The sequence below is a fragment of the uncultured Modestobacter sp. genome, assembly GCF_947486615.1.
Taxonomy (GTDB): domain Bacteria; phylum Actinomycetota; class Actinomycetes; order Mycobacteriales; family Geodermatophilaceae; genus Modestobacter.
Genome location: NZ_CANKUD010000004.1, coordinates 326217 through 349320 on the forward strand (window position 1 = coordinate 326217; position 23104 = coordinate 349320).

A 23104-nucleotide genomic window follows, 5' to 3' on the forward strand; every position below is an offset into this window, starting at 1 on the left:
CCGGTGAGCCCGCTGAGCTGTCACTCGCTGAGGGCGGCAGCGATGCGCGCCAGCAGGTCAGCGGGGGAGTGGAGGTCGGCGGCGGTCACGAAGAGCACCCGCCAGCCCGCCGCCTGCAGTGCCTCGATGCGCCGCCGGTCCGCAGCGATCCGGGTGGTGTGCCACGCGCCCTCGTACTCCAGCGCAATGCGCCGCTCGGGCCAGGCGAAGTCGACGCGCGCCAGGAACACCCCGTCGCGCCGGACCGCGTGCTGGGCCACCGCCGGTGGCAGTGACGAGCGGGAGAGCAGCAACCGGAGCCGGGTCTCCGGGGGCGAGGCGGCCAGCCCATCGGCGAGAGCGCACGCCGCCCGGGCCCGGCGGCTGCCGCGGCCGGTCAGCTCGGCGGCCGTGAGCTGCAGCGTGGTCAGCGTGGTGAGCCGGGCGGCCACGAACCGGTCCAGCAGGACGACGCCATCGTCCGGGGGGAGCCGCCCGGCGAGCTCCAGCGCCGTCGTCTCCGGGGCGGTCGCGCGGACTCCCTCGACGGGGCGCACCTGATCAACAGGGAGTGCGCGCCGGCGCACCACCACGCCGGCAGCCGCGCCGCGGGGTGTCCCCGGTGCGACCGTGACCTCCACGTCGTCCTCCGGGCGGGTGAGGTCGGTCAGCCCCCACAGTGCGGCGGCGCTGGCGCCGGAGACGACACCGTGCGGGAGCAGCAGCCGCCCGACGGCCCGGGCGCGCACCGTGTGGGTCACATCGAGGGCGGCGTCGGCGTAGACGTCGGGGAAGAGCCGGACCCACGCGGGCCCGCGCAGGCAGTCGGGGGTCAGCAGGCCGCCGCGGACGGCGGACGTGCCGCGGAAGACGCGACCGCGCAGCTGCGCCGGGCGGTGGACGGGGCGGGGCACCGCCGCACCCTGCCGCAGCGGGGCAGGTCGCCGCTGGCGCCGTCCACAGCCGGTGAGTGACAGCTCAGCGGGCTCTCCGGCTGTGGTGAGCCCGCTGAGCTGTCACTCGATCACTGGTCGTTGAGGTGGCGGAGGAGGGTCTCGCCGATGTCCTGCATGGCGGCGACCTGCGCCGGGCTGAGCTGGTCGAACAGGTGGGTGCGCACGCTCGCCACGTGCACCGGTGCGGCGCCCTCCAAGGCGGCGAACCCCTCGTCGGTGAGGACGGCGAGCTGGCCGCGGCCGTCCTCGGCGCAGACCTGCCGGCGTACCCAGCCGCGCTCCTCGAGCCGGGAGACGGCGTGCGAGAGCCGGCTGCGGGAGGACAGGCACCGCTCGGCGAGCTCGCTCATCCGCAGCTGCCGGCCCTCGGTCTCCGACAGCTGCACGAGGATCTCGTAGTACGCGTGCGAGATGCCGGTCTGCCGGGTCAGCTCGCGGTCCAGCCGGTCGTCCAGCAGCATCCAGCTGTAGAGCCAGGCACGCCAGGCATGCTGTTCGGCAGCGTCCAGCCAGCGCGGCTCGGCAGCCGCCGGGGTGTCGCCGCCCGCCGTCGGTGCGGCGGACGACACGTCACTCGTCATGTGGACGAGGGTACTGGCGGAATACTCAAGTCTTCAACTACGCTACGGTCCGACGCAGGCAGTCAAACGCTCAACCACTTGGAGTCCGCCATGGCCAGCACCACCCAGATCCCCGGTTACGTCGTCGGCACGTGGGACATCGACGCGTCGCACTCGACCGTCGGCTTCTCCGTCCGCCACATGATGGTCAGCAAGGTGCGCGGCTACTTCCGTGAGTTCTCCGGAGAGATCGTCACCGCCGCCGACCCGTCGCTGTCCACCGTGCACGCCAAGATCGACATGGACTCGATCGACACGCGCCAGGAGCAGCGGGACGCGCACATCAAGTCGGCCGACTTCTTCGACGTCGGCAACCACACCGTGATGGAGTTCCGCTCCACCGGTGTGCGCAACAAGGGCGAGGACTGGGTCGTCGAGGGCGACCTGACGATCAAGGGCATCACCAAGCCGGTCACCCTGGCCCTGGAGCTCAACGGCTTCGGCCCGGACGCCTACGGCGGCACGCGCGCCGGCTTCTCCGGCAAGACCTCCATCTCCCGCAAGGAGTACGGCGTCGACATCGACATGCCGATGGACGGCGGCGGCGTCGTCGTCGGCGACAAGATCGACGTCGAGCTCGAGATCGAGGCCGTGCTCCGCGCCTCCTGATGACGCAGCCCGCCCTCCTCGGGGCGGGCACGTCTCGCGACTGACTCGAGGGCCCCGGCGCACCGCGCCGGGGCCCTCGGTGCGTCCGGGAACTGCCAGCGAACTCACAGCCGGCGTGCGGGAACCACAGCGCCGCCGCGCAGGACAGTGACGGCGTGCAGACCATCCGCCCGTGGGCCGCGACCGCCGCCCGGCTGCTGCTCGGCGTCGTGTTCATCGTCGCCGGCGCGCTCAAGCTCCCCGACCCGGCGGCCGCCGAGCGGGCGGTGCGCGCCTACCGGCTGCTGCCCGAGGCGCTGGTCAGCCCGGTCGCCTTCGGCCTCCCGGTGCTGGAGATCGCCGTCGGCCTCGCCCTGCTCGCCGGGGTGTTCGTCCGGACGGCGGCGATCGCCTCGGCGGTGCTGATGGTGGTGTTCCTCGTCGGCGTGGGCTCGGCCTGGGCCCGCGGGCTGCAGATCGACTGCGGCTGCTTCGGCGGCGGCGGGGAGGTCGCCGCCGAGGACACCGGATACCCCGGCGAGATCGCCCGGGACACCGCACTGCTGCTGGTCGCCCTGGCCCTGGCCTGGTGGCCCTCCTCCCGGCTGGCGCTGGGTTCCCCCGAACGAACGGAGCACGTCGATGTCCGGTGAGTCCAAGCGCGCGGCCGCCCGCCAGCGGATCGCGGAGAAGCGCGCCGCCGAGACGGCCGCCCGGGCGGCCGCCGAGCGCCGCCGCCGGACCGTGCTCGGCGGGGTCGTCGCCGCCGCGGTGCTGGTCATCGCCCTGGTGGTCGTCTTCGTCGTCCAGTCCTCCCGGACGTCGACCGACGCCGACGCCGCCGCCCCGGCCGGCACCGTCGCGGACGGGACGGCGTTCCCGGTCGGCCAGGCCGACGCCCCGGTCACGGTGAGCGTGTACGCGGACTTCCAGTGCCCGGTCTGCCAGCGCTTCGAGGAGATCAACGGGGACACCCTGGAGCAGCTGGTCGCCGACGGGCAGATCACCCTCGAGTACCGCCCGATCGCGATCCTGGACCGCTTCTCCACCACCGACTACTCCACCCGCGCGCTCAACGCGGCCGCCGTCGTGGCCGACAAGGCCGGGATCGACGCGTTCGTGCAGTTCTCCGACCTGCTGTTCGCGAACCAGCCGGAGGAGGGCGGCGAGGGTCTGTCCGACGACCAGCTGATCGAGTACGCCGCCCAGGCCGGCGCCACCGGGGAGGCTGTGGAGCAGGGGATCACCGACCTGCGGTTCGAGGACTGGGTCGCGGACGTCACCGAGGCGTCGAGCCAGGCCGACGTGAACGCCACCCCGACCGTCCTGGTCGACGGCGAGCCGCTGGACAACACCACCCAGCTGACCCCGGAGGGCATCACCGCCGCCGTCGAGGCCGCCGCCCAGGGCTGACGTCCCCCCGCGGGCGCGGCCGGTCGGGCAGGCTCACCGGCCGTGACCGACGAGCCGCCCCGCTGGGCCCGCCACCTGGGCGTCGCACTGCTGGTCGTCGGCCTCCTGCTGGCGACGTCCGCCGGTCTGTCGGCCGGGCAGTACACCCCGAGCTGGTTCGACCCGGACGACCCGCTGGGGTGCGCGACCGGCGCGGGTGGGTGCGGTCCGGACGGTCCCGAGGCGGCGCTGCAGGGACTGTGGTGGTGGGCCGGCGCAGGTGTGTTCCTCGCCGTGGTGGGCGTCGCGCTGGTGGTCCGGACGCTGGACGGCACGCCGCGCGGCGCCCCGGACCGCCGGCTGCCCGCGGTGGTGCACGCACTCGGCGCAGCAGCGCTGGTCCCGCTGCTGCTGGTCGCGCTCGTCCTGCCCGCCTTCCTCCTGCTCCTCGCCGCCGGCTCGGCACACGTGCTGGTGGGGATGCTGCTGGCCGGCTGGCTGCTGGAGTCGACCGTCCTCCACCTGCTCGACGGGGCGATCGGGGAGGTCGGCACGTCCTCCCGTGGGAGGGCGGCGGCCGCGCTGGCGGCCAGCGGCCTCGCCGTCGGCGTCACCGCCGCAGAGCTGGTGCGCGACCCGGTCCGGTTCGACCGGTCGCTGCTGCTCGGGCACATGGCGGCCGTCGCGCTGGCGGTGCTGCTCGTCCGCTTCCTCGCCGCGCCGGGAGCTGCCGGCGCACGGGCCCGGGGCGTGGGTGCCGGTGCAGCCGCGGCTCTGGCGGTGGTCGCGCTCGTCCTCGTCCCGATCTCCGACGACCGGGCGGTGGAGCGCGGGCAGCCGGTCGCGATCGCCCCGACGCCCGCGCCGACGCCCGCGCCGGAGCCGAGCCCGGCACCGGTCCCGCCCGCCCCGACGCCGGAACCGACACCGGAGCCGGTGGTGGCCGACCAGCCCTGCGCGCAGTCCGACCTCACCTTCCGGGTCGGCGGGTTCGACGCGGCGATGGGCGCGCGGGCGGCCGCGCTGGAGGCGACCAACACCGGGCCGACGTCCTGCTGGCTGGAGGGGGTGCCGGTCGTCGTGCTGCTGCAGGACGGCCGGCCGCTCGCCCTGCAGGTGGGGCCGGGGGAGACCCCGGAGGGGACGCCCGCCGAGGCGCAGCGGGTCGGCGTCGCTCCCGGCGGTTCCGCCGTCGCGCTGCTCACCTGGCGCAGCTACGGCGGCTGGGCCGACCTGGCGACCCCGCAGGCGGTGACCGTCGCGCTGGACGCCTCGACCACGCTGGTCGCCGCCGAGCTGGAGGGTGGGGGAGCGGCCCCGTTCGACATCGCCGACGGCGGCGCGTGGGGGATCGCCCCGTGGGCCCCGCCCTGGAGCTGACCGCCCTGGAGCTGACCGGCTGGAGCTGACCGTCCCGACGCCGGCCCGGCGCGCTGGGACACTGGGTGCCATGTCGTCCTCCACCCTCGCCCGCGTGCAGACCCGTCTCCCGTCGGCCGTCCCGGTGGCCGTGGGGCTGGCCGCCGGCTTCGGCATCGCCCAGGGCACCGGTGTGCGCGCCCTCGGTGGGATCGTGTTCGCCGCCGGCGGCCTGGCGGCGGGCTGGCTCTGGTACCGCCGGCGCGGCCTGGCCGTGGCCGCCGGGCTCGCGGTCGCCTACGTCGCCGCGTTCGTGCTCGCCCACGTGCTGGCCATCGGCGTCGGCTGGCCGGCCTGGCTGGCCGTCGGGCTGGTGACGGTGCTGGCCGCGGCGCTGTCCTGGGTGGTGGCCGACCGCGGGTCGGTCTGAGTCCTCGGTCCAGTGTCTCGTCCCGAGCCTGCGGGGGATGAGGGGCCCGAGGTCCCCCCAGAGTGGGGGACCGGTCACAGCCGGCCGGTCGGGGGCCCGCCGTCCCCTACCATGGGAAGGTCTCGGCCGCCTGGGCCGTTACGACTGTCGCGCGCCGTAGCGCGCAGACCCCCCACGCGATCCCGAGGTGCCTCTCCGCATGCCCACCCGCAACGACCTGCGCAACGTGGCGATCATCGCCCACGTCGACCACGGCAAGACGACCCTGGTCGACGCCCTGCTCCGGCAGGCCGGTGCCCTGGGCCGCGCCAAGGGCGAGGGAACCGACAACGACTCCACGCAGGACCGGGTCATGGACTCGATGGACCTGGAGCGCGAGCGCGGGATCACCATCCTCGCCAAGAACACCGCGATCCACCTGCACGACGACGACGGCAACCCCGTGGTCGTCAACATCGTCGACACCCCCGGCCACGCCGACTTCGGTGGCGAGGTGGAGCGCGCGCTGTCGATGGTGGACGGCGTGGTGCTGCTCGTCGACGCCTCCGAGGGCCCGCTGCCGCAGACCCGCTTCGTGCTGCGCAAGGCACTGGGCAAGGGGATGCCGGTCATCCTCGCGGTCAACAAGACCGACCGCGGTGACGCCCGCATCGAGGAGGTCGTCGACGAGACCTACGAGCTGTTCATGGAGCTGCTCGAGGACGCCGGCCTGCCCGCGGAGACGCTCGAGTTCCCGATCGTCTACTGCAACGGCCGCACCGGCCAGGCCTCGCTGAACAAGCCGGAGAACGGCACCGTCCCGGACAGCCCCGACCTCGGTCCGCTGGTCAAGACGCTGCTGGACACCGTCCCGGCGCCGGAGTACGACGCCGAGGAGCCGCTGCGCGCGCAGGTCACCAACCTCGACGCCTCGCCGTTCCTCGGCCGGCTCGCCCTGCTGCGCATCCACTCCGGTGAGATGAAGCGCGGTCAGCAGGTGGCCTGGTGCAAGGCCGACGGCACGATCACCCGCACCAAGATCACCGAGCTGCTGGTCACCGAGGGCCTCACCCGCACCCCGGCCGAGAGCGCCGGCCCCGGCGACCTGATCGCCATCGCCGGCATCGAGGACATCATGATCGGCGACACCCTCGCCGACCCGAACGACCCGCGCCCGCTGCCGGCGATCACCGTCGACGAGCCGTCGATCTCGATCACCATCGGCATCAACACCTCGCCGATCTCGGGCAAGAGCGGCAAGAAGCTCACCGCCCGGCTGATCAAGAACCGCCTCGACCAGGAGCTGGTCGGCAACGTCTCGGTGCGGATGCTGCCCACCGAGCGTCCGGACACCTGGGAGATGCAGGGTCGCGGCGAGCTGGCCCTGGCCATCCTCGTCGAGCAGCTGCGCCGCGAGGAGTTCGAGCTCACCGTCGGCCGCCCGCAGGTGGTCACCAAGGAGATCGACGGCAAGCTGCACGAGCCGGTCGAGCGGGTCACCATCGACACCCCGGGTGAGTACGTCGGCACCCTGACCCAGGCGCTCGCCGTCCGGCGCGGTCGGCTGGAGAACCTGGTGCACCACGACACCGGCTGGGCGCGGATGGAGTACATCGTCCCCTCGCGTGGCCTGATCGGGTTCCGCACCGAGTTCCTCACCGAGACCCGGGGCACCGGCGTGCTGAACCACAACCTCGAGGGCTACGAGCCGTGGCTGGGCGACATGCGCGCCCGTCCGACCGGCTCGCTGGTCGCCGACCGCAGCGGTGTGGCGACGACCTACTCGATGTTCTCCCTGCAGGAGCGCGGCCAGATGATGGTCGAGCCCGGCACCGAGGTGTACGAGGGCATGATCGTCGGGGAGAACTCCCGTCCCGACGACATGGACGTCAACATCACCAAGGAGAAGAAGCTCACCAACATGCGCAAGTCCACCTCCGAGGAGCTGGAGCGGCTCATCCCGCCGCGCCTGCTCAACCTGGAGCAGGCACTGGAGTTCTGTGCCGAGGACGAGTGCGTGGAGGTCACCCCGGGCGCCGTGCGCGTGCGCAAGGTGGAGCTGGACCAGACGGTCCGCGGTCGGTCCAAGAACCGGAAGCCCAAGCCGTGAGCAAGGACCCCGCTGCCCCCCACGCCTCGCAGGCTCGGCGCGGGCCCCTGCAGCGGGGCCGGGATCTGACCGCAGGTTCCTGAGCAACGTCAGCCGAATGCCGTCGTCCCTTCCGGGGGGCGGCGGCGTTCGTCGTCTCGGGACGACACGCGCACCAGGACTGCTGAGACGGGTGGGGTGCGTGTGTCATGAGTTGCCGTCCGATCACGGATCGTGATGACCGGCCGGTCGTGTCGATGAGTGGTGCGAGGCTTCCTCGTGGCGCGCCGGGGTGTCGCACCCGCGGTCGTACGTTCCGGTCCGGAGAGGTGTGCTCGGCTGGGGAAGGCCGAGGACACCTGGGGGACGGGCGCGAGAGGTGGTCGGGGAACCGATGACGGTCCAGCGAGCAGCAGGTTTCCGGAACGGGATCGACGTGCGGGTGCGGTTGCGCCCGGCGACGGCCGCGACCGACGGCACGTTCGACGGGGCGTGGTGGCCGCGCAGCCGGCTGCTGTCGGTCGAGCTGCCCGAGCTGGTCGCGGCGCTGGACAGCCTCGGCGTTCGGATCGACCGCTTCACCTACGCCGTGGGTGCCTGGGACGAGGCGCCGGCCCGCAAGGTGCTGATCGGCGGCCGGACCGTGCGCACCGGCGGGTTCGCCAGCATGGACCAGCAGCTGGTCTCGCTCACCGTCGACGACGAGCGCCGGGTGGACCTGCTGGTCGTGCCCCCGGAGGCCGACGCGCTGACCGGCGTCCGTGCGCTGCGGCTGGCCGGGCTGCGCGAGGACACCACCTCGCAGCGCGGGCTGGCCACTGCCGGCTCCCGGTCGCAGGTCGTCCCGCTCGCCGGCGTCCGCGCCGGCTGAGCGAGGGGGCCGGCGCTACGCCACCCCGCACAGGGTCTGGCCGGCCCACCGGTCCACCTGCCGCCTGCTGGTGAGCCGGACGACCACCAGGTCCGGGCGCTGCCGTCGCAGGTCGCGCACCCGTTGGGCGGACTGGTGATGGGTCTGCCAGGCCCAGCGCACGATGTGCTCCGGGTCCGTCAGCACGGTGTGCAGTGGCGGCTCGACGTTGCCGTTCCACAGCTCCGTCCGGCGCAGGCGCCGGTCCAGCGTCCGGTGCACGACCTGGCCCATCACCAGGGCGCGGCGGAGGTCCAGCCAGACCAGCAGGTCGGTGCGACCGGCCAGCAGCGGGCGCACCGGCCGGTACTGCCACTCGGTGACCCAGGCCGGCCCGGCGGCGAACTCCCGCACGTCGTCCTCGAACTCGGGGCGGGGCGCCCAGCCGGGTCCGTGGAACAGCGCGTCCAGCTCCACCCGCGGTAGCCCCAGCACCACGCCGATCCGGGTGGCCAGCGTCGTCTTGCCTGCCCCGGAAGCGCCCGCGACCAGCACCCGGGCCGGACGCCGGGGGAGGGGGTCGTCCGGTCCCAGCAGCGGCACCGCGCCACGGTAGCGGCCGGGTCGCGCCGGTCGCCGGGCTGCGCGCGCCGGTTGCGCTGGCAGCGGATCGGCTGGACGGCGGCCCGGTCGCTGCGCTGAGGTCGGGGCATGCGACTCCTGGTCCTCGGCGGTACCCGCTTCCTCGGCCGGCACGTCGTCACCGCGGCGCTGGCGCGTGGGCACGAGGTGGCGACCCTCACCCGCGGGGTGTCCGGCCCGCCGCCGGTGGGCGCGCGGGTGCTGATCGGCGACCGCGACGACCCCGCCGCGCTGCCGGCGGCGCTGGACGGCTGGTCGCCGCAGCTGGTGGTGGACACGTCGTGCCAGACCCGGTCCGCGGCGGAGCACGCGGCGGCGGCCCTCGCCGACGTCGCCGGGTACGCCTTCGTCAGCAGCCTGAACGCCTACCGGAACTGGCCGCCCGGGCCGATCGCCGGGGAGGGCGAGCCGACCTGGGACACCGACGAGGAGGCCTACGGACCGGACAAGGCGCACGCTGAGCGGGTGCTCTCCGCGGCCCTCGGCGACCGGTTCCTCACCGCGCGGGCCGGGCTGATCGTCGGCCCGCACGACCCGCTGTACCGGCTGGGCTGGTGGCTGGACCGGATCGCCGCCGGCGGTCGGGTCGTCGTCCCGGCCGACTCGCTGGACCAGCCGATCGCGCTGGTCGACGCCCGCGACCTGGCCGGCTGGCTGGTGCAGATGGCCGAGCGTGGCCAGGGCGGGCCGGTGAACGCCACCGGGCCGGCCGGCATGACGACGCTGGGCGGGCTGCTGGAGACCTGCCGCGAGGTGACCGGGAGCGACGCCGAGTGGGTGCCGCTGTCCGACGCCGAGCTGCTCGCCGCCGGCGTCCAGGAGTGGACCCACCTGCCGCTGTGGCTGGCCGCCGGGACGGCGCGCACCGCCTGGAACGTCGACACCACCCGCGCTCGGGAGCTGGGCCTGCCCTCCCGGCCGGTGCGCGACTCGGTCGCCGACACCTGGGCCTGGATGCGGACCCCCGACCGCCCGCAGCCCCCACCGGGCCGCGAGCTGCCGGGCCTCCCGCCCGAGCTGGAACGGGCGCTGCTCGCGGGTTGACCCGGTCCGGGAAGGGTGGAGCCGCCTGCGCGGGCGGCTCCACCCCTCCCCGGGTGGCTCAACCCCGGCGGCGGGCCCGCAGGATCTCGTCGGCGTGGTGGTGGCCGTCCTGGGCGCCGGCCCGCGGCCGGGACTCGGCGGTCAGCACCTCCCACTGCGCCGGGTCCAGGTCGGCGGCGACCTGGGCGGCGGTGGAGAACCGGTCCCCGCCCCACAGCGCGGCCCGTTCCTCGTCGTAGGGGTGACCGACCCAGAGCAGCGTGCCGCCGGGGGCCACGCCGGCCGCCAGTCGTGGGACGAGCTCGTGCCGCAGGGTCTCCTGAGGGTGCAGGAAGTGGGCGGTGACCAGGTCGAAGGCCTGCTCCGGCGGCGCCCACGTGCCGACGTCGCCGCGGACCCACTCCGTGCGGTCGGTCAGCCCGGCCCCGGCCGCGTGCTCGGCTGCCCGGGCGAGGGCCACCTCCGACCAGTCCAGCCCGGTCACCTGCCAGCCCCGGCCGGCGAGCCACAGGGCGTCTCCGCCCTCGCCGCAGCCGACGTCCAGGGCACGCCCCGGCGGCAGGTCGGCGGCCTCGGCCACCAGGACGGCGTTGGCCCGCCCGCTCCAGAGCGCGGCGGAGTCGCGGTAGCGCTGTTCCCAGGACGCCAGGTCGTGCCCGTCGGGCTGCGCGGTGTGCTCGTGGTCGGACACCGTTCCTCCTCAGATCCCGTGCCGGCGGTCGCCGAGCACCTGGTCGCAGAGCTCGCGCTCGCTGGCGGGGGAGAAGACCTGCCGGGCGGGAGCCGCCCGGCGGGCCGCCACGGCCAGCCGGGTGTCCTCGGCGATCAGGTCGCCGTTGATCCCGGCACCGGCCTTGAGCCCCGCGGCGGCCGCGCCGATCACCTGCGCCGTCAGGTCGGTGACGTTGCCGGCCACCCAGACCCCGGGGACGTCGGTCGAGCCGACCGGCGTCGCGGGGACGGCGCTGCCCACGACCTGACCCATGACCTCCAGCGGCTCGACCGGCAGGCCGAGTGACTCCAGGAGGGCCGACCGGGCGGTGAACCTGGGGGCGACGACCAGGGCATCGCGGGGCACCACCTGACCGGAGACCAGTCGGACGCCGGTCAGCCGGTCCCCGTCGGACTCGACGGCCGCGACCGGGCCGTCGACGACGGAGACGCCGCGGGCCGCCAGCTGCTCCCACTCCTCGTCGGTGGGCTCCACCCGGCCGTGCAGGAAGAGCGTCACGTCCTCGCTCCACTGCCGCCACATCAGCGCCTGGTGCACCGACATCGGGCCGGTCGCCAGGACGCCGATGGCCTGGTCCCGCACCTCCCAGCCGTGGCAGTACGGGCAGTGCAGGACGTGGGTGCCCCACAGCTCGCGCACGCCGGGGACGTCGGGCAGCTCGTCGACCAGCCCGGTGGTGACCAGCAGCCGCCGGCCGTGCACCGACCGCCCGTCGGCCAGCTGCACCCGGAAGCCGCCGTCGACGGCAGCAGCGGAGGCCGCCTCGCCGTCGACGAACTGCCCGCCGTAGCCGGCCACCTCGCCGCGGCCGATCGCCAGCAGCTCCCGTGGCGGGACGCCCTCCCGCCCGAGGTAGTTGTGCGCGGCGGCGGCCGGGGCGTTGCGTGGGGCGCCGCCGTCCACCACCAGGACCGACCGGCGGGCCCGGGACAGAGCCAGCGCCCCGCTCAGCCCGGCCGCCCCGCCGCCGATGACCACCACGTCGTACCGCTCGTCCACGGCTGCACTCCTCGCCATCGCCCTCGCGGCCACCGGTGGGTGCCCGCTGAGCTCGAGAGTGCGCCGGGACGTGCACGGGTGACAAGAAGAGTTGCCGATCCAGCAAAGGCCGCCGCGCGTCCGTCGTCGAGCAGGCGACCTCGGTCGCCCGAGGTGCTGTGACCGCTCCGACCAGCAGCCCTGATCCGACCCCTGGGTCCGGCGGCAGGTGGGCCGGAGGCGGTACGGGTCAGGCCCGGCGGTGGCCGGCGGCGACGCTGTCGTCGCGGGGCGGCAGCGGGGCGACGGCGTTCGGCGAAGCCACCCGCTCCTCAGCGAGCGCGTCGGCTTCGGCGGCCAGCGCCCGGGCCTCGGCGGCCAGCGCCCGGGCCTCGGCGGCCAGTGCCTCGGCCCGCTCCGCTGCCCGCTCGCGGCGGTGCTCGCGGAAGGACCAGACGACCGCGGCGGCCCAGACCAGGTAGACCACGGCCAGGACGGCGCGGCGGACCGGGTCGCTGGCGCCGACCCAGTCGCTGCCGAGCAGGCTGGTGGTGTTGGTCGCCACGATCATGCCCCCGACCCCGGCACCGAGCAGGCGCGGCGGGACGAAGCGCACCAGCCACGCGGCCAGCGGTGCGGCGACCAGGCCACCGGCGAGCAGGCCGAGCACCCAGACCAGCTCGATCCCCTGGCTGCCGAGCGCGAACAGGAAGCCCAGGCTGGCGGCGAGGGACACCAGGAACTCGGAGGTGTCGATGGAGCCGATCGTCTTGCGCGGCTCCATCCGGCCGCTGGCCAGGATCGCCGGGGTGCTGACCGGCCCCCAGCCGCCGCCACCGGTCGCGTCGATGAAGCCGGCGGTCAGGCCGAGCGGGGCCAGGAACCGGGCGCGCATCGGCTTGCCGAGCTGGCGCTTGTCGAGGCCGCGCAGGGTGAACCGGACCAGCAGGTAGAGGCCCAGGCCCAGCAGGATCAGCGACATCGCCGGGCCGGCGATCGCGGTGGAGACGTTCGACAGCACGGTGGCCCCGACGAAGGCGCCGACCGCCCCGGGGACGCCGATCTTCGCGACGACCTTCCAGTCGACGTTGCCGAACTTCCAGTGCGACAGGCCCGAGGCAAGGTTCGTGCCGATCTCGGCGAGGTGCACGGTGGCCGAGGCGGCGGCCGGGTTGGTGCCGATGGCCAGCAGCAGGGTCGTCGAGGTGACGCCGTAGCCCATGCCGAGGCTGCCGTCGACGAGCTGGGCGCCCAGGCCGGCGAGGGCGAGCAGGATCAGGGTCTTCACGAGGGAGGTGCTCCGGGGTCGTGGCGCCGCGCGCGAGGGCGCGTCAGGCGGGCTGGACGAGGGGCGCCGCGAACGGCGCGCGGGTCAGCGGCCCGGACAGGTTGCGGTGGCGACCCGGAGCAGGTCGACGTGCAGACGGCTCACCAGCAGCTCGCCCGGAGAGGCGGGCGCGAGGAGGGCCGTCGTCGTCACGACGGCATGTCTACCACTTTGGTAGGGATTGTGTGGAATGGCCTCCCACGCAGTGGGATCAGTCGTGCAGCACGTCGTTCCGGATCGTCGCCCAGGCGGTTCCGGCGCCGGCGACCATCAGCCCGGCGCAGATCAGCAGGGCGCGCTGGTAGCCGGCGCTGAAGTCGGTCGCGCCGAGCTCCCCACCGGCCGACAGCCCCACCGCCACCGGGAGCGCGGCGACCGCCAGCAGGCCCGCGGCGCGGGCCACCGCGTTGTTCACCCCGCTCGCCACGCCGGCCAGGTGGTCGGGGGCGGCGGCCAGCACGGTGGCGGTCAGCGGGGCCACCAGCAGCGCCATCCCCAGCCCGAAGAGCACCGAGCCCGGGAACACCGCCGACCAGTAGCCGCTGCCGGCGTCCACGGCCGACAGCCAGGCCAGCCCGGTGGCGGCCACCAGCGGGCCCACGGTCATCGGCAGCCGAGGGCCGATCCGCTGGGCCAGCGCGCCGGCCCGGGCGGAGAGGAGGGTGAGCAGGATGCTCGGCGGCAGGCTGGCCGCGCCGGCGAGGGTGGCGCCGTAGCCGAGCACCGTCTGCAGCTGCAGCACCAGGAAGAAGGAGAAACCGCCCAGCGCGCCGTAGACGGCCAGGGTGCTCAGGTTGGCGCCGGTGAACTGGCGGTCGGCGAAGACGCCCAGCGGCAGCATCGGGGCGGCGGCCCGCCGCTCCCGGACGACGAACGCCGCCGCCGCGGCCACGCCGATCGCCGCCGACGTCCACACCGCCGCGGTGCCCGGGTCGTCCCCGGCCGCGATCAGTGCGTACGTCACCCCACCCAGCGCGACGGCGCCGGTGATCGAGCCCAGCACGTCGAACCGACCGTGCGCGTCCGGGTCCCGGCTCTCCGGCACGTGCCGGACGGCGACGACGGCCACCGCGGCGGCCAGCGGCACGTTCACCCCGAACACCCAGCGCCAGCTCACCGCGTCCACCAGGAAGCCGCCGACGAAGGGCCCGACCAGGCCGGCGATGCCGCCGAGGGCGGACCACAGCCCGATGGCCCGGGCGCGGTCCTGCGGGCGGAAGGAGGCCTGCAGGATGGCCAGGCTGCCCGGGGTGAGCAACGCGCCACCCACGCCCTGCAGCGCCCGGGCGGCCACCAGCTGCGCGGTGTCCTGCGCCAGGCCGCACAGCAGGGACGCCAGGGCGAACCAGACCACACCGATGACGAACACCCGGCGGCGTCCGTAGCGGTCACCGAGCGCACCGCCCAGCAGGATCAGCGCGGCCAGGGTGAGCGTGTAGCCGTTGACGGTCCACTGCAGCGCGGCGAGCGAGGCCCCCAGCTCGGCCCCGATCGTCGGCAGGGCCACGTTGACCGCGGTCGCGTCGAGGAATGCGACGCCGGAGGCCAGCACCGTGGCCAGCACCACCCATCGTCCGCGCGCGGTGCCCAGTTCGACGGCGTCGTCGGCGGGCACGGCCGCCGCGGGCGGTGGGGGTGACGACACGCCCTCTTCCTAGCCCACCGGTGCATGCGTGACCACGGCCCCCTCGCCGGCACCGGTCCGGCGGCGGGCCGGACGACCACTCTGGTGGCCGCGATCCCGCAGCGCGCCGGCGCTCGTGGTCGGGGTGGTGGTGAGCATCACGCCCGCGGGCCAGCGTCCGCGCGGCGGCGCCCGGGCCGGGCGGCGGAACCTGGGGCGCCCTCGCCGCTCGTCCCGGCCCGTCGCGCACGCCGGGAACTGGACGGCGTCGGCGGACGACTGTTCCTGCGTGCACGTCAGACGATGCGAGCGGGGACCGGTGACCGGGTGAGGCGGCTGTTCCCCGCCGTCCTGCTGCTGTGCGCGCTGCTCGGCGCGGGCCTGGTGGTCGACGTGCTCACCGCCCGCCCGGCGTCGGCGCACGCGACGGTCACGACGACCACCCCGGCGGACGGCGCCCGGCTGGACGAGGTGCCGGCCGAGGTGACCATCTCGTTCAACGAGTCGGTGTCGCTGGGCGCCGGCTACGCCCGGGTGCTGGACGGCGCGGGCGAGCGGGTCGACACCGGCGCCGCGGAGGTGCGCGACGGAACGGTCACCGTGCCGTTGCGCGACGACCTGCCCGCCGCCGGCTACGTGGTCACCTACCGGGTCGTGTCCGCCGACTCCCACCCGGTCTCCGGGGCCTTCTCCTTCGTGATCGGGGACGCCGATGCGGTCGACGCCGGGTCGGTGGACGTCGCCGACGACGTCGACCCGGTGATCGGCACGGCCCTGCCCGCGGCCCGCTGGCTGGGCTACCTCGGGCTGGCGCTGGGGCTCGGGGTGCCGCTGACGCTGGCCACCTGCTGGCCCGGGGGCTGGCGGCTGCCGCTGCTGCGCCGGGCCACGCTGGGCGGGCTGGCCGCGGTCGTGGTCGGCGCCGCGCTGTCGGTGCTGCTGCAGGGGCCCTACGCGGCCGCGGCCGGGATCGGCGCGCTGCTGGACGGCCAGCTGCTCGGCTCCACCCTGGGCAGCACGTACGGCCGCACGCTGCTGCTGCGCGCGGCACTGGCGGCGGTGCTCGGCGTCGTCCTGGCGCTCGGCTGGCGCCGGTCGCGCGCCCCGGGCGTCCCCGTGCTGGCCACCGCCGGCGTGCTCGGGGCCGGTCTGGTGGTCGCCGTCGCGGCCGTCGGGCACCCGGTGGCCGGCGCGACGCCGGTGCTCGCCGTCGCCGTCGCTGCCGTGCACGTGGCGGCGATGAGCGGCTGGCTGGGCGGGCTGGCCGCGCTCTTCGGCGGCGCGCTGCGCGGCGGCACCCCGGCCGCGGAGCTGGTCGCCGCGCTGCCGCGCTGGTCGAAGCTGGCGGCCGGGCTGATCGGCGCCCTGGTGGTCACCGGGGTGCTGCAGTCGGTGCGCGAGGTGGGCTCGTTCGCCGGCCTGGTGCAGACCGGCTACGGCTGGGTGCTGCTGGCCAAGCTCGCCGTGGTGCTCGTCGTGTTCGTCGCCGCGCTGGTCAGCCGCGACTGGGTGCAGCAGCGGCTGGGCGCCCGCAGCCGCCCCGGCCGGCGGGTGGTCGCCCAGGCCTTCGCCGCCGGCGCGGACGCCCCGGTCGATGAGCCCGCGAGGGCGGAGGCTCCGGTCGAGCAGCCCGTGGGGGCGGACGCCCCGGTCGAGGAGCCCGCGCACCTGGGGGTGCTGCGCCGCTCGGTGCTGGTCGAGCTGGCCGGGGCGGTGGTGGTGCTGGCGCTGTCGGCGGTGCTGGTGAGCCAGCCCCCGGCGACGGCCGCGCTGGCCGTCCCGGTCGAGGCGACCCTGCCGCTGCAGTCCGCGTCCGGGACGGCGGGCAACGGCACCGTGCAGGTCTCCCTGGATCCGGCGCGCCCGGGCCCCACCTCGATGCACGTCTACCTCTACGACGCCGACGGGCAGCTGACCCAGCCCCAGCAGATCTCGGTGACCCTCACCGAGCTGGCGCAGGAGATCGGCCCGCTCGACGTCGAGCTCGCCGCCGCCGGTCCCGGCCACTACGTCGCCGACCCCGTGCTGCCCACCGCGGGCAGCTGGACCCTCGCGGTCACCGTCCGGCTGGACGAGTTCACCGCCGTCACCGCCAGCACCGTCTTCCCGGTGCGCTGAACCCCTGAGAAACCCGAACGAGGAGATCCGTTGTCCCTGCACCTGTCCCGTCCCGTCCGTCGTCCGGCCGTCGTCCTGCTGTCCGGGGCGGTCGCGCTGACCGGACTGCTCGCCGTCGGCGGCGGGGTCGCCTCGGCCCACGTCACCGTCTCCTCGGCCGATGCGGCGCCGGGTGGCTACGGGAAGCTCACCTTCCGGGTGCCCAACGAGAGCGACGTGGCCAGCACGGTCGCCCTGCGGATCCAGGTGCCCACCGACACCCCGCTGACGTCGCTGCGCGCGCAGCCGGTGCCCGGCTGGACGGTGTCGCTCACCCAGGCCCAGCTCGACCCGCCGGCCGAGGTGCACGGCGAGACCGTCGACCAGGCCGTCTCGGTGGTGGAGTACCGCGCCGAGGACGGCGGCGGCATCGCCCCCGGGGAGTTCCAGGAGTTCGCGTTGTCCGGCGGGCCGTTCCCGGACACCGAGAGCCTGACGTTCAACGCCGTGCAGAGCTACAGCGACGGCTCGGAGGCGGCCTGGATCGAGCCGACCGTCGACGGGCAGGCGGAGCCCGCGTACCCGGCGCCGGTGCTCACGCTGTCCGGGGAGGGCGCCGGGACGAATGCGCACGGCAGCACGGACACCGCCGCGGGCGACACCGCGACCGACACCGCGTCGGCCGAGAGCGCGGACGACGGCACCGACGGGACCGCGGTCACCGCGCTGGTGCTCGCCGTCCTCGGCCTGCTGGCCGGGCTGGGCGGTCTGTTCCTCGGTCTGACCGCGCGCCGACGTACCGTGTCCTCGTGAGCTCTGCGACTGCTACGGCCCGGCGCGGGGTCCCCGCGCTCCTGCTCGCCGCCGGCCTGCTGCTGGCTGGTTGTGGTGGTGACGCCGAAGCGGATGCCGGCGCCGGGGGGCACGACCACTCCGGCGACGCGCCCGCCACCCTCGCCGAGGACGACGGCGGCTACGAGGGCCTGCACCTGGCCGACCCGTACCAGAAGCCGGAGTTCACCCTCACCGACAGCACCGGTGCGCCCTTCGACTTCGCCGCGCAGACCGCGGACGGGCCCACCCTGCTGTTCTTCGGCTACACCAACTGCCCGGACATCTGCCCGACCACGATGGCCGACGTGGCGCTCGCGCTGCGCAGCGTCGACCCGGCGCTCGCCGAGCAGACCAACGTGGTGTTCGTGACGACCGACCCGGCGCGGGACACCAGCGAGGTGCTGGGGGAGTACCTGGGCCGCTTCGACGCCGACCTGCCCACCTCCTTCGTCGGGCTGACCGGTGACCAGGCCCAGATCGACCAGGCGCAGCTGGCCGCCGGCGTACCGCAGGCGGAGGCGGACGGGCAGCAGCACTCGGCGATGCTCCTGCTCTACGGCACCGACGGTGAGGCCGACGTGGCCTTCAACGCGGGGAACAACGCCAAGGACATCGCCCACGACCTGGCCCTCGTCGCCGCGGAGTGACCGGCGCCCGGCTCCGGACGGCGGCCGGCCGGGCAGCGGTGGTGCTGCTCGGCCTGCTCGCCACGCTGGCCGTCGCTGCGCCGGCCTCGGCGCACGTGGGGGGCGGCGCGGCGGGCAGCGACTTCGACGCCGCGCTGCGCTCGGTCACCCCGGAGCTCCCTGGGGTCACCGTGCGGGTGCTGCAGTTCGGTGACCAGCTCGAGGTGGTCAACGACACCGGCACCGAGCTCACCGTGCCGGGCTACTCCGGGGAGCCGTACCTGCGGATCGGCCCGGACGGCGTCTGGCGCAACGCGCTGAGCCCGGCGACCTACCTGAACCTCGACCGGTACGGCCGCACCCCGATCCCGGACGACGTCGACATCGTCGCCGCCCCCGAGTGGGAGCAGGTGTCGACCGAGCCGGCGTACGCCTGGCACGACCACCGCACGCACTGGATGACCGAGGGGCAGCTGCCGCCGCTGGTGGCCGCCGCGCCGGACCGTGCGCACACGGTCAGCGAGTGGACGGTGCCGATGGCCCACGGCGGCACCGAGGTGGAGGTGGCCGGCGTGCTCACCTGGAGCCCGCCGCCCCCGGGGTGGCTGATCTGGCCGGTCTACCTCCTGCTGCTGGCCGGGACGGTGGCCGTCGGGTGGCTGGCCCGCAGCCCGCGGCCGCTGGGGGCGGTGCTGGGCCTGGCCGTGGTCGCCTCGCTGTACCACGCGCTGGCCACACCGGTGCCGCCGTCGACCGTCTCCTCGCACGCCGGGGCGATCGTCTCGGCGCTGCTGCCGGCGCTGATGGTGCTGCTGGCCGCCGGCATCGGGGGGCGCGCGGCGCTGCGGGGTCGCGGGGTGCTGGCCGGGCTGATGGCTGTCGTGGTGGGCTGGCTGCTGCTGGTGCAGGGACTGCCCGACGTCGACGTGCTCTGGACCGCGAACGCCCTGACCACCGGCCCGCAGCTGCTGGCCCGTGCGGCGGTGGCGGTGCTGGTGGCCGTCGGCCTGGGCCTGGTGATCGGCGGTCTCGGCGCGGCCCGGCGGTTCCGGGACGACGCCCGGGCGGTTCCCGCGCCGGCCGTCGGCTGACGCGCTCCCGACCGACCGACCGACTCGCTCCCGACCGTCCCGTGACCGACCGACCGAGTCGCCCCGATCGACGCGCGAGCGACCGACTCGCGACCGACCGACGGACTCGCTCCCGACCGTCCGACCGGCCGCCGGTTCGCTGTCCCCATGTCGACATGTCGACACGAGCACCGGATGAGCGGTCGGGCGGTCGGGTCGACATGTCGACACGGGACCGAACGGACTGCCGATCAAGCCCGGTTCCGCCCGTTCTCGCCCGCCTGACGAACGACTTCACGGCGTGTCTGTGCGAACACGCCGAGCAGCGAATTACAACCATGTCACTAGGTGTTTCGATGGCTGCCGAACCGATCCGGGCCGTGGGGGACGCCGGAGGTGACGAGAGGCAGGCACATGGGCTCGAGGCACGCCGGCACCACCGTCCGCACCCGCGGACGTGCGGTCGCTCCGTCCTCGAGCTCCCGGTCCACCGGGTCGCCGTCGCCGCGTCCGGTCTCCACCGGGACGCCGTCCTTCGGGTCGCTGCCGGCTAGCTCGTCCGCCGCCGGCCCGTCGTCCTCGGGGTGGCCCTCCGCCGGCTCGGCCAGTGCGTCGTCGGGGTCGCCGTCCTCGTTCTCGACGTCCTCCGGGTCGTGGCCGATCGTGCTGCCGCCCGCCCCGCGGGCCGTCGCCCGCCGTCGCCCGGCGGCGCTGCTGGCGGCGGTGGTCGTGGGCGCCGCGGTGGCGCTGATCGGGTCGCAGACCCTGCCGACCGCGGACGCCCGGGAGTCGGTCGTCGCCTCCGAGCTGCTGGGGTCGGACGCCGAGGGGCTGATGGAGACCGAGCTGAGCCCGCAGCTGGCGATCACCGAGGTCGAGGCGCGCGCCCGGCTCGCCGAGGTCGCGGCCTCCCGCGCCGCCCGGGCCGAGCGGGTCGCCCAGGAGCAGGCCGCGGCCGCCGAGGCAGCCGCGGCAGCAGCGGAGGCCGCCCGCCCGAAGGTGGTCGCGCCGGTGGAGAACGCCCGGCTGACCAGCTGCTTCTGCCAGCGCTGGGGCACCATGCACTGGGGCATCGACCTCGCCGCCCCGATGCTCACCCCCGAGTACGCGGTCGAGGACGGCGTGGTGCTGCGCGCGGGCGCGGCCAGCGGCTACGGCCTGGCGGTCTACATCCTGGGCGTGAGCGGCGACGTGACCGTCTACGGGCACATGGAGAAGATCCAGGTCGATGCCGGCGACGTGGTCAGCGCCGGTGATCAGATCGCGCTGCTGGGCAGCCGCGGCCAGTCGACCGGCCCGCACCTGCACTTCGAGGTGCACTCCGGCGGCATGGACGGCAAGCGCGTCGACCCGGTCAAGTGGCTGCGCGCCCGCGGCGTCGAGCTCTAGCGGGACGCCTCCGCCTCGCCCAGTGCGGCAACACGTGGGGGAGAGGTGGGCGGGACCGGGTCAGCGACCCGTTGCCTCGATGGTCACCTCGTGGTCTCGGAAGCGGGCCACCAGAGGCTTCGCCGGCGTGACCCCCGACGGCAGCTCCACCACCGTGACGTGCCCACTCATGTCCGCAGAGCAGGCGTCCCCGTCGGCGAACAGCGGTCCCAGGCGGATCTCGATCTCCTGCTCGGCGACCACCTCGACACCGAGCGGTCCGCTGGGACAGCTGGAACTGCCGAAGGTGACCACCGCGAGGTACTGGCCGTCGTTGACCCAGGCGATCGAGGGCTGGAAGGCCGACTCAAGGGGCGACAGGCCACCGGAGTCGGGCGCAGGCGCCGGCGAGGGCGTGTAGGTCCGCTCGTCGAACCCTTCCCCGGGCTCGGGCAGCGTGATCCGCGGCGCAGGGGACGGCGCGGGGAGCAGCTCAACGCGTGGTCCGGGGAGCGGCGTGAGCACGAATTCCCGGGCCTCGGGCGTATCAGCTCCGAGGCCGAACTCCGCGACGTAGGGCGCACTGCCCGGCCCGCCGGCGCCGCAGGAGGCCAGCGCAGGCGTGGCGGCCAGCAGCGCCGCCATCGCCAGCAGGGGCCACACCGGCCGGGGTCCGTTCACGGCTCGCATCGTGCGGCCCTACGGCCCCGGAGTCCAGCAGCTCCACCCGAAGCGTGACGCAAGGGAGACGTCGCTGCGCGCCGGCCTCACGTGCTGCCGTACTGGCGCCTCGCCGAGGGTCGCGCGGAGCGGGGGTCGTGCTCAGGCTTCCCGGGACCAGGCGGTGACCAGGGTCGGCAGCACGATCCCGACGTGGAAGGGCAGCAGGAGCGCACCCAGCAGCACGCCCCGGTCCGGTGCCGGCCAGTCGGCGATCAGCCAGACGGCGGCGGTGACCAGCTCGGCGGTCAGCAGCCCGAAGCCGATCCGGTAGGTGCGCGCGTAGGCCTCGCCGCGCAGCTGCCACTGGCGTTCGTCCAGTGCCTCCGCCGGTAGTTCCTCCACCCCGCGGGTGCTGCCCTTCAGGGCGCCCAGGCAGAGGACGAATGCCATCAGCAGGACGGCCAGGCCGACGGCGAAGACGACCGGCGCCGACTCGGCGACGGAGAAGAGGGCCGCCTCGACGACGAGCAGGCCGCACATGGCCACCACCAGCCGGCGGCGGATGCGTGGGGTGCGGATGGACTCGAAGCGCGGGTCGTCGAGGCGGGCGGCGCGACGCTGGGTGCGGGTGGGGGTGCTCATCGGGACTCCTGGGTGCCGTAGACCTGCTCGGACAGGGTGCGGAACGGGGTGAGGGAGAAGACCGCATCCATCGGGAGGCCGAAGACGGCGGCCAGTCGCAGTGCGAGGGTCGCGCTGGGGCTGTACTCGCCGCGCTCGAGGTAGCCGATCGTCTGGTAGTGCACGCCCACGGCGTCGGCCAGCTCCTGGCGGGACAGGCCGCGCTCGGTGCGCAGCAGGGCGAGCCGGTTGTAGAGCTCCGGCTCATCAGAGCGTTTGCGCGGTGGCATGTAGCAAACTTACTACGAGAGTGAGCTCACGCGCTACCCCGACAGTGGTAGCTCGTGACCTCCTGCTGGGGCCGCCCCGAGTCAGCGACGCCGCACCACCGTCGCCCCCGCGGAGCGCCGCCCCGTCCGGCCATGTTGGCGAACATGGCCGGACGGGTGCGCCCGTCGGGGCAGCGACGCCGCCCGACCGACGTCCCCGCGGAGCGCCGCCCCTCCGGCCATGTTGGCGAACATGGCCGGACGGGTGCGCCGGTCGGGGTTGCGGGGGTGGTGGTCAGGGGGTGAACCGGTAGCCCATGCCGGGCTCGGTGTGCAGATACCGGGGGTGCGCCGGGTCGGGCTCGAGCTTGCGGCGCAGCTGGGCGAGGTAGACCCGCAGGTAGTTGGTCTCGCGCTCGTAGGCCGGCCCCCACACCGACTTGAGCAGGTCGCGCTGGCCGATCAGCCGGCCCGGGGCGCGCACGAGCTCGGAGAGCAGCGCCCACTCGGTGGGGGTGAGCCGCACCGGGACGCCGTCCACGGTGACCTGGCGGGCGGCCAGGTCGACGGTGAAGTGGTCGGTCTGCACCACCGGCTCGCCCGGGAGGGGGGTGGCCCGGCGCAGCGCCACCCGGAGCCGGGCGAGCAGCTCGGGCATGTCGAAGGGCTTGGTCACGTAGTCGTCGGCGCCGGCGTCCAGCGCGCCCACCTTGTCCGAGCTGTCGCCGCGGGCGGAGAGGACCACGACCGGCCCGGTGAACCAGGGGCGCAGCCCGGCGAGCACCTCGGTGCCGTCGAGGTCGGGCAGCCCGAGGTCGAGCACGACCAGGTCGGGGTGGGCGGCGGCGGCCTCGGCGAGCGCAGTGCGCCCGTCCTCGGCGGTGACCACGTCGAAGCCGGCGGCGCGCAGGGTGATCCGCAGGGCCCGGCGCAGCTGCGGGTCGTCATCGACGACGAGCACCCGGC

Annotated in this window: 25 protein-coding genes; 13 read left to right on the forward strand and 12 right to left on the reverse strand. The window is 75.0% G+C overall.

Going from position 1 to position 23104, the window contains the following annotated elements:
* Positions 1-20 precede the first annotated feature (20 nt).
* Positions 21-893: an endonuclease domain-containing protein gene (locus tag Q1A09_RS10260; protein ID WP_299954321.1), complete on the reverse strand. Its 873-nt coding sequence runs from the start codon at positions 891-893 to the stop codon at positions 21-23.
* 110 nt (positions 894-1003) lie between these two features.
* A complete protein-coding gene (locus tag Q1A09_RS10265) occupies positions 1004-1516 on the reverse strand; it encodes a MarR family winged helix-turn-helix transcriptional regulator (protein ID WP_299954323.1) in 513 nt (170 codons plus the stop codon).
* Positions 1517-1606: 90 nt separating this feature from the next.
* Between Q1A09_RS10265 and Q1A09_RS10270 the strand changes: the two genes are divergently transcribed.
* From Q1A09_RS10270 to Q1A09_RS10300, 7 genes are all read left to right on the forward strand, one after another.
* Positions 1607-2164, forward strand: a complete 558-nt coding sequence (locus tag Q1A09_RS10270; RefSeq protein ID WP_299954326.1) for a YceI family protein — start codon at positions 1607-1609, stop codon at positions 2162-2164.
* 155 nt (positions 2165-2319) lie between these two features.
* Entirely contained in the window at positions 2320-2796 is a 477-nt protein-coding gene (locus tag Q1A09_RS10275; protein WP_299954328.1) for a MauE/DoxX family redox-associated membrane protein, read from the forward strand.
* The gene (locus tag Q1A09_RS10280; protein ID WP_299954331.1) at positions 2786-3556 is read left to right on the forward strand and encodes a thioredoxin domain-containing protein; all 771 of its coding nucleotides are present in this window, start codon (positions 2786-2788) and stop codon (positions 3554-3556) included. The genes Q1A09_RS10275 and Q1A09_RS10280 overlap by 11 nt, the downstream gene beginning before the upstream one ends.
* Positions 3557-3598: 42 nt before the next feature.
* Positions 3599-4915 (forward strand): DUF4232 domain-containing protein, encoded by a 1317-nt coding sequence (locus Q1A09_RS10285; protein WP_299954333.1) that lies wholly within the window; start codon positions 3599-3601, stop codon positions 4913-4915.
* Between the two features lie 94 nt (positions 4916-5009).
* Positions 5010-5324, forward strand: a complete 315-nt coding sequence (locus Q1A09_RS10290) for a hypothetical protein (protein ID WP_299954335.1) — start codon at positions 5010-5012, stop codon at positions 5322-5324.
* Between the two features lie 199 nt (positions 5325-5523).
* On the forward strand, positions 5524-7413 hold the full coding sequence (gene typA / locus Q1A09_RS10295) for a translational GTPase TypA (RefSeq protein WP_299954336.1): 1890 nt from the start codon (positions 5524-5526) through the stop codon (positions 7411-7413).
* Positions 7414-7786: 373 nt separating this feature from the next.
* The gene (locus Q1A09_RS10300) at positions 7787-8263 is read left to right on the forward strand and encodes a DUF5994 family protein (RefSeq protein ID WP_299954338.1); all 477 of its coding nucleotides are present in this window, start codon (positions 7787-7789) and stop codon (positions 8261-8263) included.
* Between the two features lie 15 nt (positions 8264-8278).
* On the opposite strand, the gene Q1A09_RS10305 is transcribed toward Q1A09_RS10300, so the two are convergent.
* Positions 8279-8845 (reverse strand): hypothetical protein, encoded by a 567-nt coding sequence (locus Q1A09_RS10305; RefSeq protein WP_299954339.1) that lies wholly within the window; start codon positions 8843-8845, stop codon positions 8279-8281.
* A 108-nt stretch (positions 8846-8953) separates the two neighbouring features.
* Here Q1A09_RS10305 and Q1A09_RS10310 point away from each other — a divergent pair, with 108 nt between their 5' ends.
* Positions 8954-9928: an NAD-dependent epimerase/dehydratase family protein gene (locus Q1A09_RS10310; RefSeq protein ID WP_299954341.1), complete on the forward strand. Its 975-nt coding sequence runs from the start codon at positions 8954-8956 to the stop codon at positions 9926-9928.
* A gap of 58 nt (positions 9929-9986) precedes the next feature.
* Here the strand turns inward: Q1A09_RS10310 and Q1A09_RS10315 are convergent, their stop codons facing one another.
* The 5 genes from Q1A09_RS10315 to Q1A09_RS10330 all read right to left on the reverse strand — a co-directional run bounded on the left by Q1A09_RS10315 (position 9987) and on the right by Q1A09_RS10330 (position 14611).
* The gene (locus tag Q1A09_RS10315) at positions 9987-10619 is read right to left on the reverse strand and encodes a bifunctional 2-polyprenyl-6-hydroxyphenol methylase/3-demethylubiquinol 3-O-methyltransferase UbiG (protein ID WP_299954343.1); all 633 of its coding nucleotides are present in this window, start codon (positions 10617-10619) and stop codon (positions 9987-9989) included.
* 9 nt (positions 10620-10628) lie between these two features.
* On the reverse strand, positions 10629-11660 hold the full coding sequence (locus Q1A09_RS10320; protein ID WP_299954345.1) for an NAD(P)/FAD-dependent oxidoreductase: 1032 nt from the start codon (positions 11658-11660) through the stop codon (positions 10629-10631).
* Between the two features lie 229 nt (positions 11661-11889).
* Entirely contained in the window at positions 11890-12927 is a 1038-nt protein-coding gene (locus Q1A09_RS10325; protein ID WP_299954346.1) for a sulfite exporter TauE/SafE family protein, read from the reverse strand.
* An 84-nt stretch (positions 12928-13011) separates the two neighbouring features.
* The gene (locus Q1A09_RS22595) at positions 13012-13119 is read right to left on the reverse strand and encodes a putative leader peptide (protein ID WP_366139770.1); all 108 of its coding nucleotides are present in this window, start codon (positions 13117-13119) and stop codon (positions 13012-13014) included.
* Between the two features lie 58 nt (positions 13120-13177).
* Positions 13178-14611 carry an MFS transporter gene (locus Q1A09_RS10330; protein ID WP_299954348.1) on the reverse strand — a complete coding sequence of 478 codons (1434 nt, stop codon included), beginning with the start codon at positions 14609-14611 and terminating at the stop codon, positions 13178-13180.
* 306 nt (positions 14612-14917) lie between these two features.
* On the opposite strand from Q1A09_RS10330, the gene Q1A09_RS10335 reads away from it, so the two are divergent.
* The 5 genes from Q1A09_RS10335 to Q1A09_RS10355 all read left to right on the forward strand — a co-directional run bounded on the left by Q1A09_RS10335 (position 14918) and on the right by Q1A09_RS10355 (position 20606).
* Positions 14918-16708, forward strand: a complete 1791-nt coding sequence (locus tag Q1A09_RS10335; RefSeq protein WP_299954350.1) for a copper resistance protein CopC — start codon at positions 14918-14920, stop codon at positions 16706-16708.
* 30 nt (positions 16709-16738) lie between these two features.
* Positions 16739-17500 (forward strand): YcnI family protein, encoded by a 762-nt coding sequence (locus tag Q1A09_RS10340; protein ID WP_299954352.1) that lies wholly within the window; start codon positions 16739-16741, stop codon positions 17498-17500.
* A complete protein-coding gene (locus Q1A09_RS10345) occupies positions 17497-18168 on the forward strand; it encodes an SCO family protein (protein ID WP_299954353.1) in 672 nt (223 codons plus the stop codon). Before Q1A09_RS10340 ends, Q1A09_RS10345 begins: the two co-directional genes overlap by 4 nt.
* Positions 18165-19238: a hypothetical protein gene (locus Q1A09_RS10350; RefSeq protein WP_299954355.1), complete on the forward strand. Its 1074-nt coding sequence runs from the start codon at positions 18165-18167 to the stop codon at positions 19236-19238. Before Q1A09_RS10345 ends, Q1A09_RS10350 begins: the two co-directional genes overlap by 4 nt.
* 642 nt (positions 19239-19880) lie before the next feature.
* On the forward strand, positions 19881-20606 hold the full coding sequence (locus Q1A09_RS10355; RefSeq protein WP_299954357.1) for a M23 family metallopeptidase: 726 nt from the start codon (positions 19881-19883) through the stop codon (positions 20604-20606).
* A gap of 60 nt (positions 20607-20666) precedes the next feature.
* Here Q1A09_RS10355 and Q1A09_RS10360 read toward each other — a convergent pair whose 3' ends face one another.
* The 4 genes from Q1A09_RS10360 to Q1A09_RS10375 form a co-directional block, all read right to left on the reverse strand.
* Positions 20667-21266: a hypothetical protein gene (locus Q1A09_RS10360; protein WP_299954359.1), complete on the reverse strand. Its 600-nt coding sequence runs from the start codon at positions 21264-21266 to the stop codon at positions 20667-20669.
* A 141-nt stretch (positions 21267-21407) separates the two neighbouring features.
* Complete coding sequence (locus Q1A09_RS10365; protein ID WP_299954361.1) at positions 21408-21890, reverse strand: hypothetical protein; 483 nt, start codon at positions 21888-21890, stop codon at positions 21408-21410.
* Entirely contained in the window at positions 21887-22159 is a 273-nt protein-coding gene (locus Q1A09_RS10370; protein WP_299954363.1) for a helix-turn-helix transcriptional regulator, read from the reverse strand. Before Q1A09_RS10370 ends, Q1A09_RS10365 begins: the two co-directional genes overlap by 4 nt.
* A 274-nt stretch (positions 22160-22433) precedes the next feature.
* Complete coding sequence (locus Q1A09_RS10375; RefSeq protein WP_299954365.1) at positions 22434-23099, reverse strand: response regulator; 666 nt, start codon at positions 23097-23099, stop codon at positions 22434-22436.
* Positions 23100-23104: the final 5 nt, after the last annotated feature.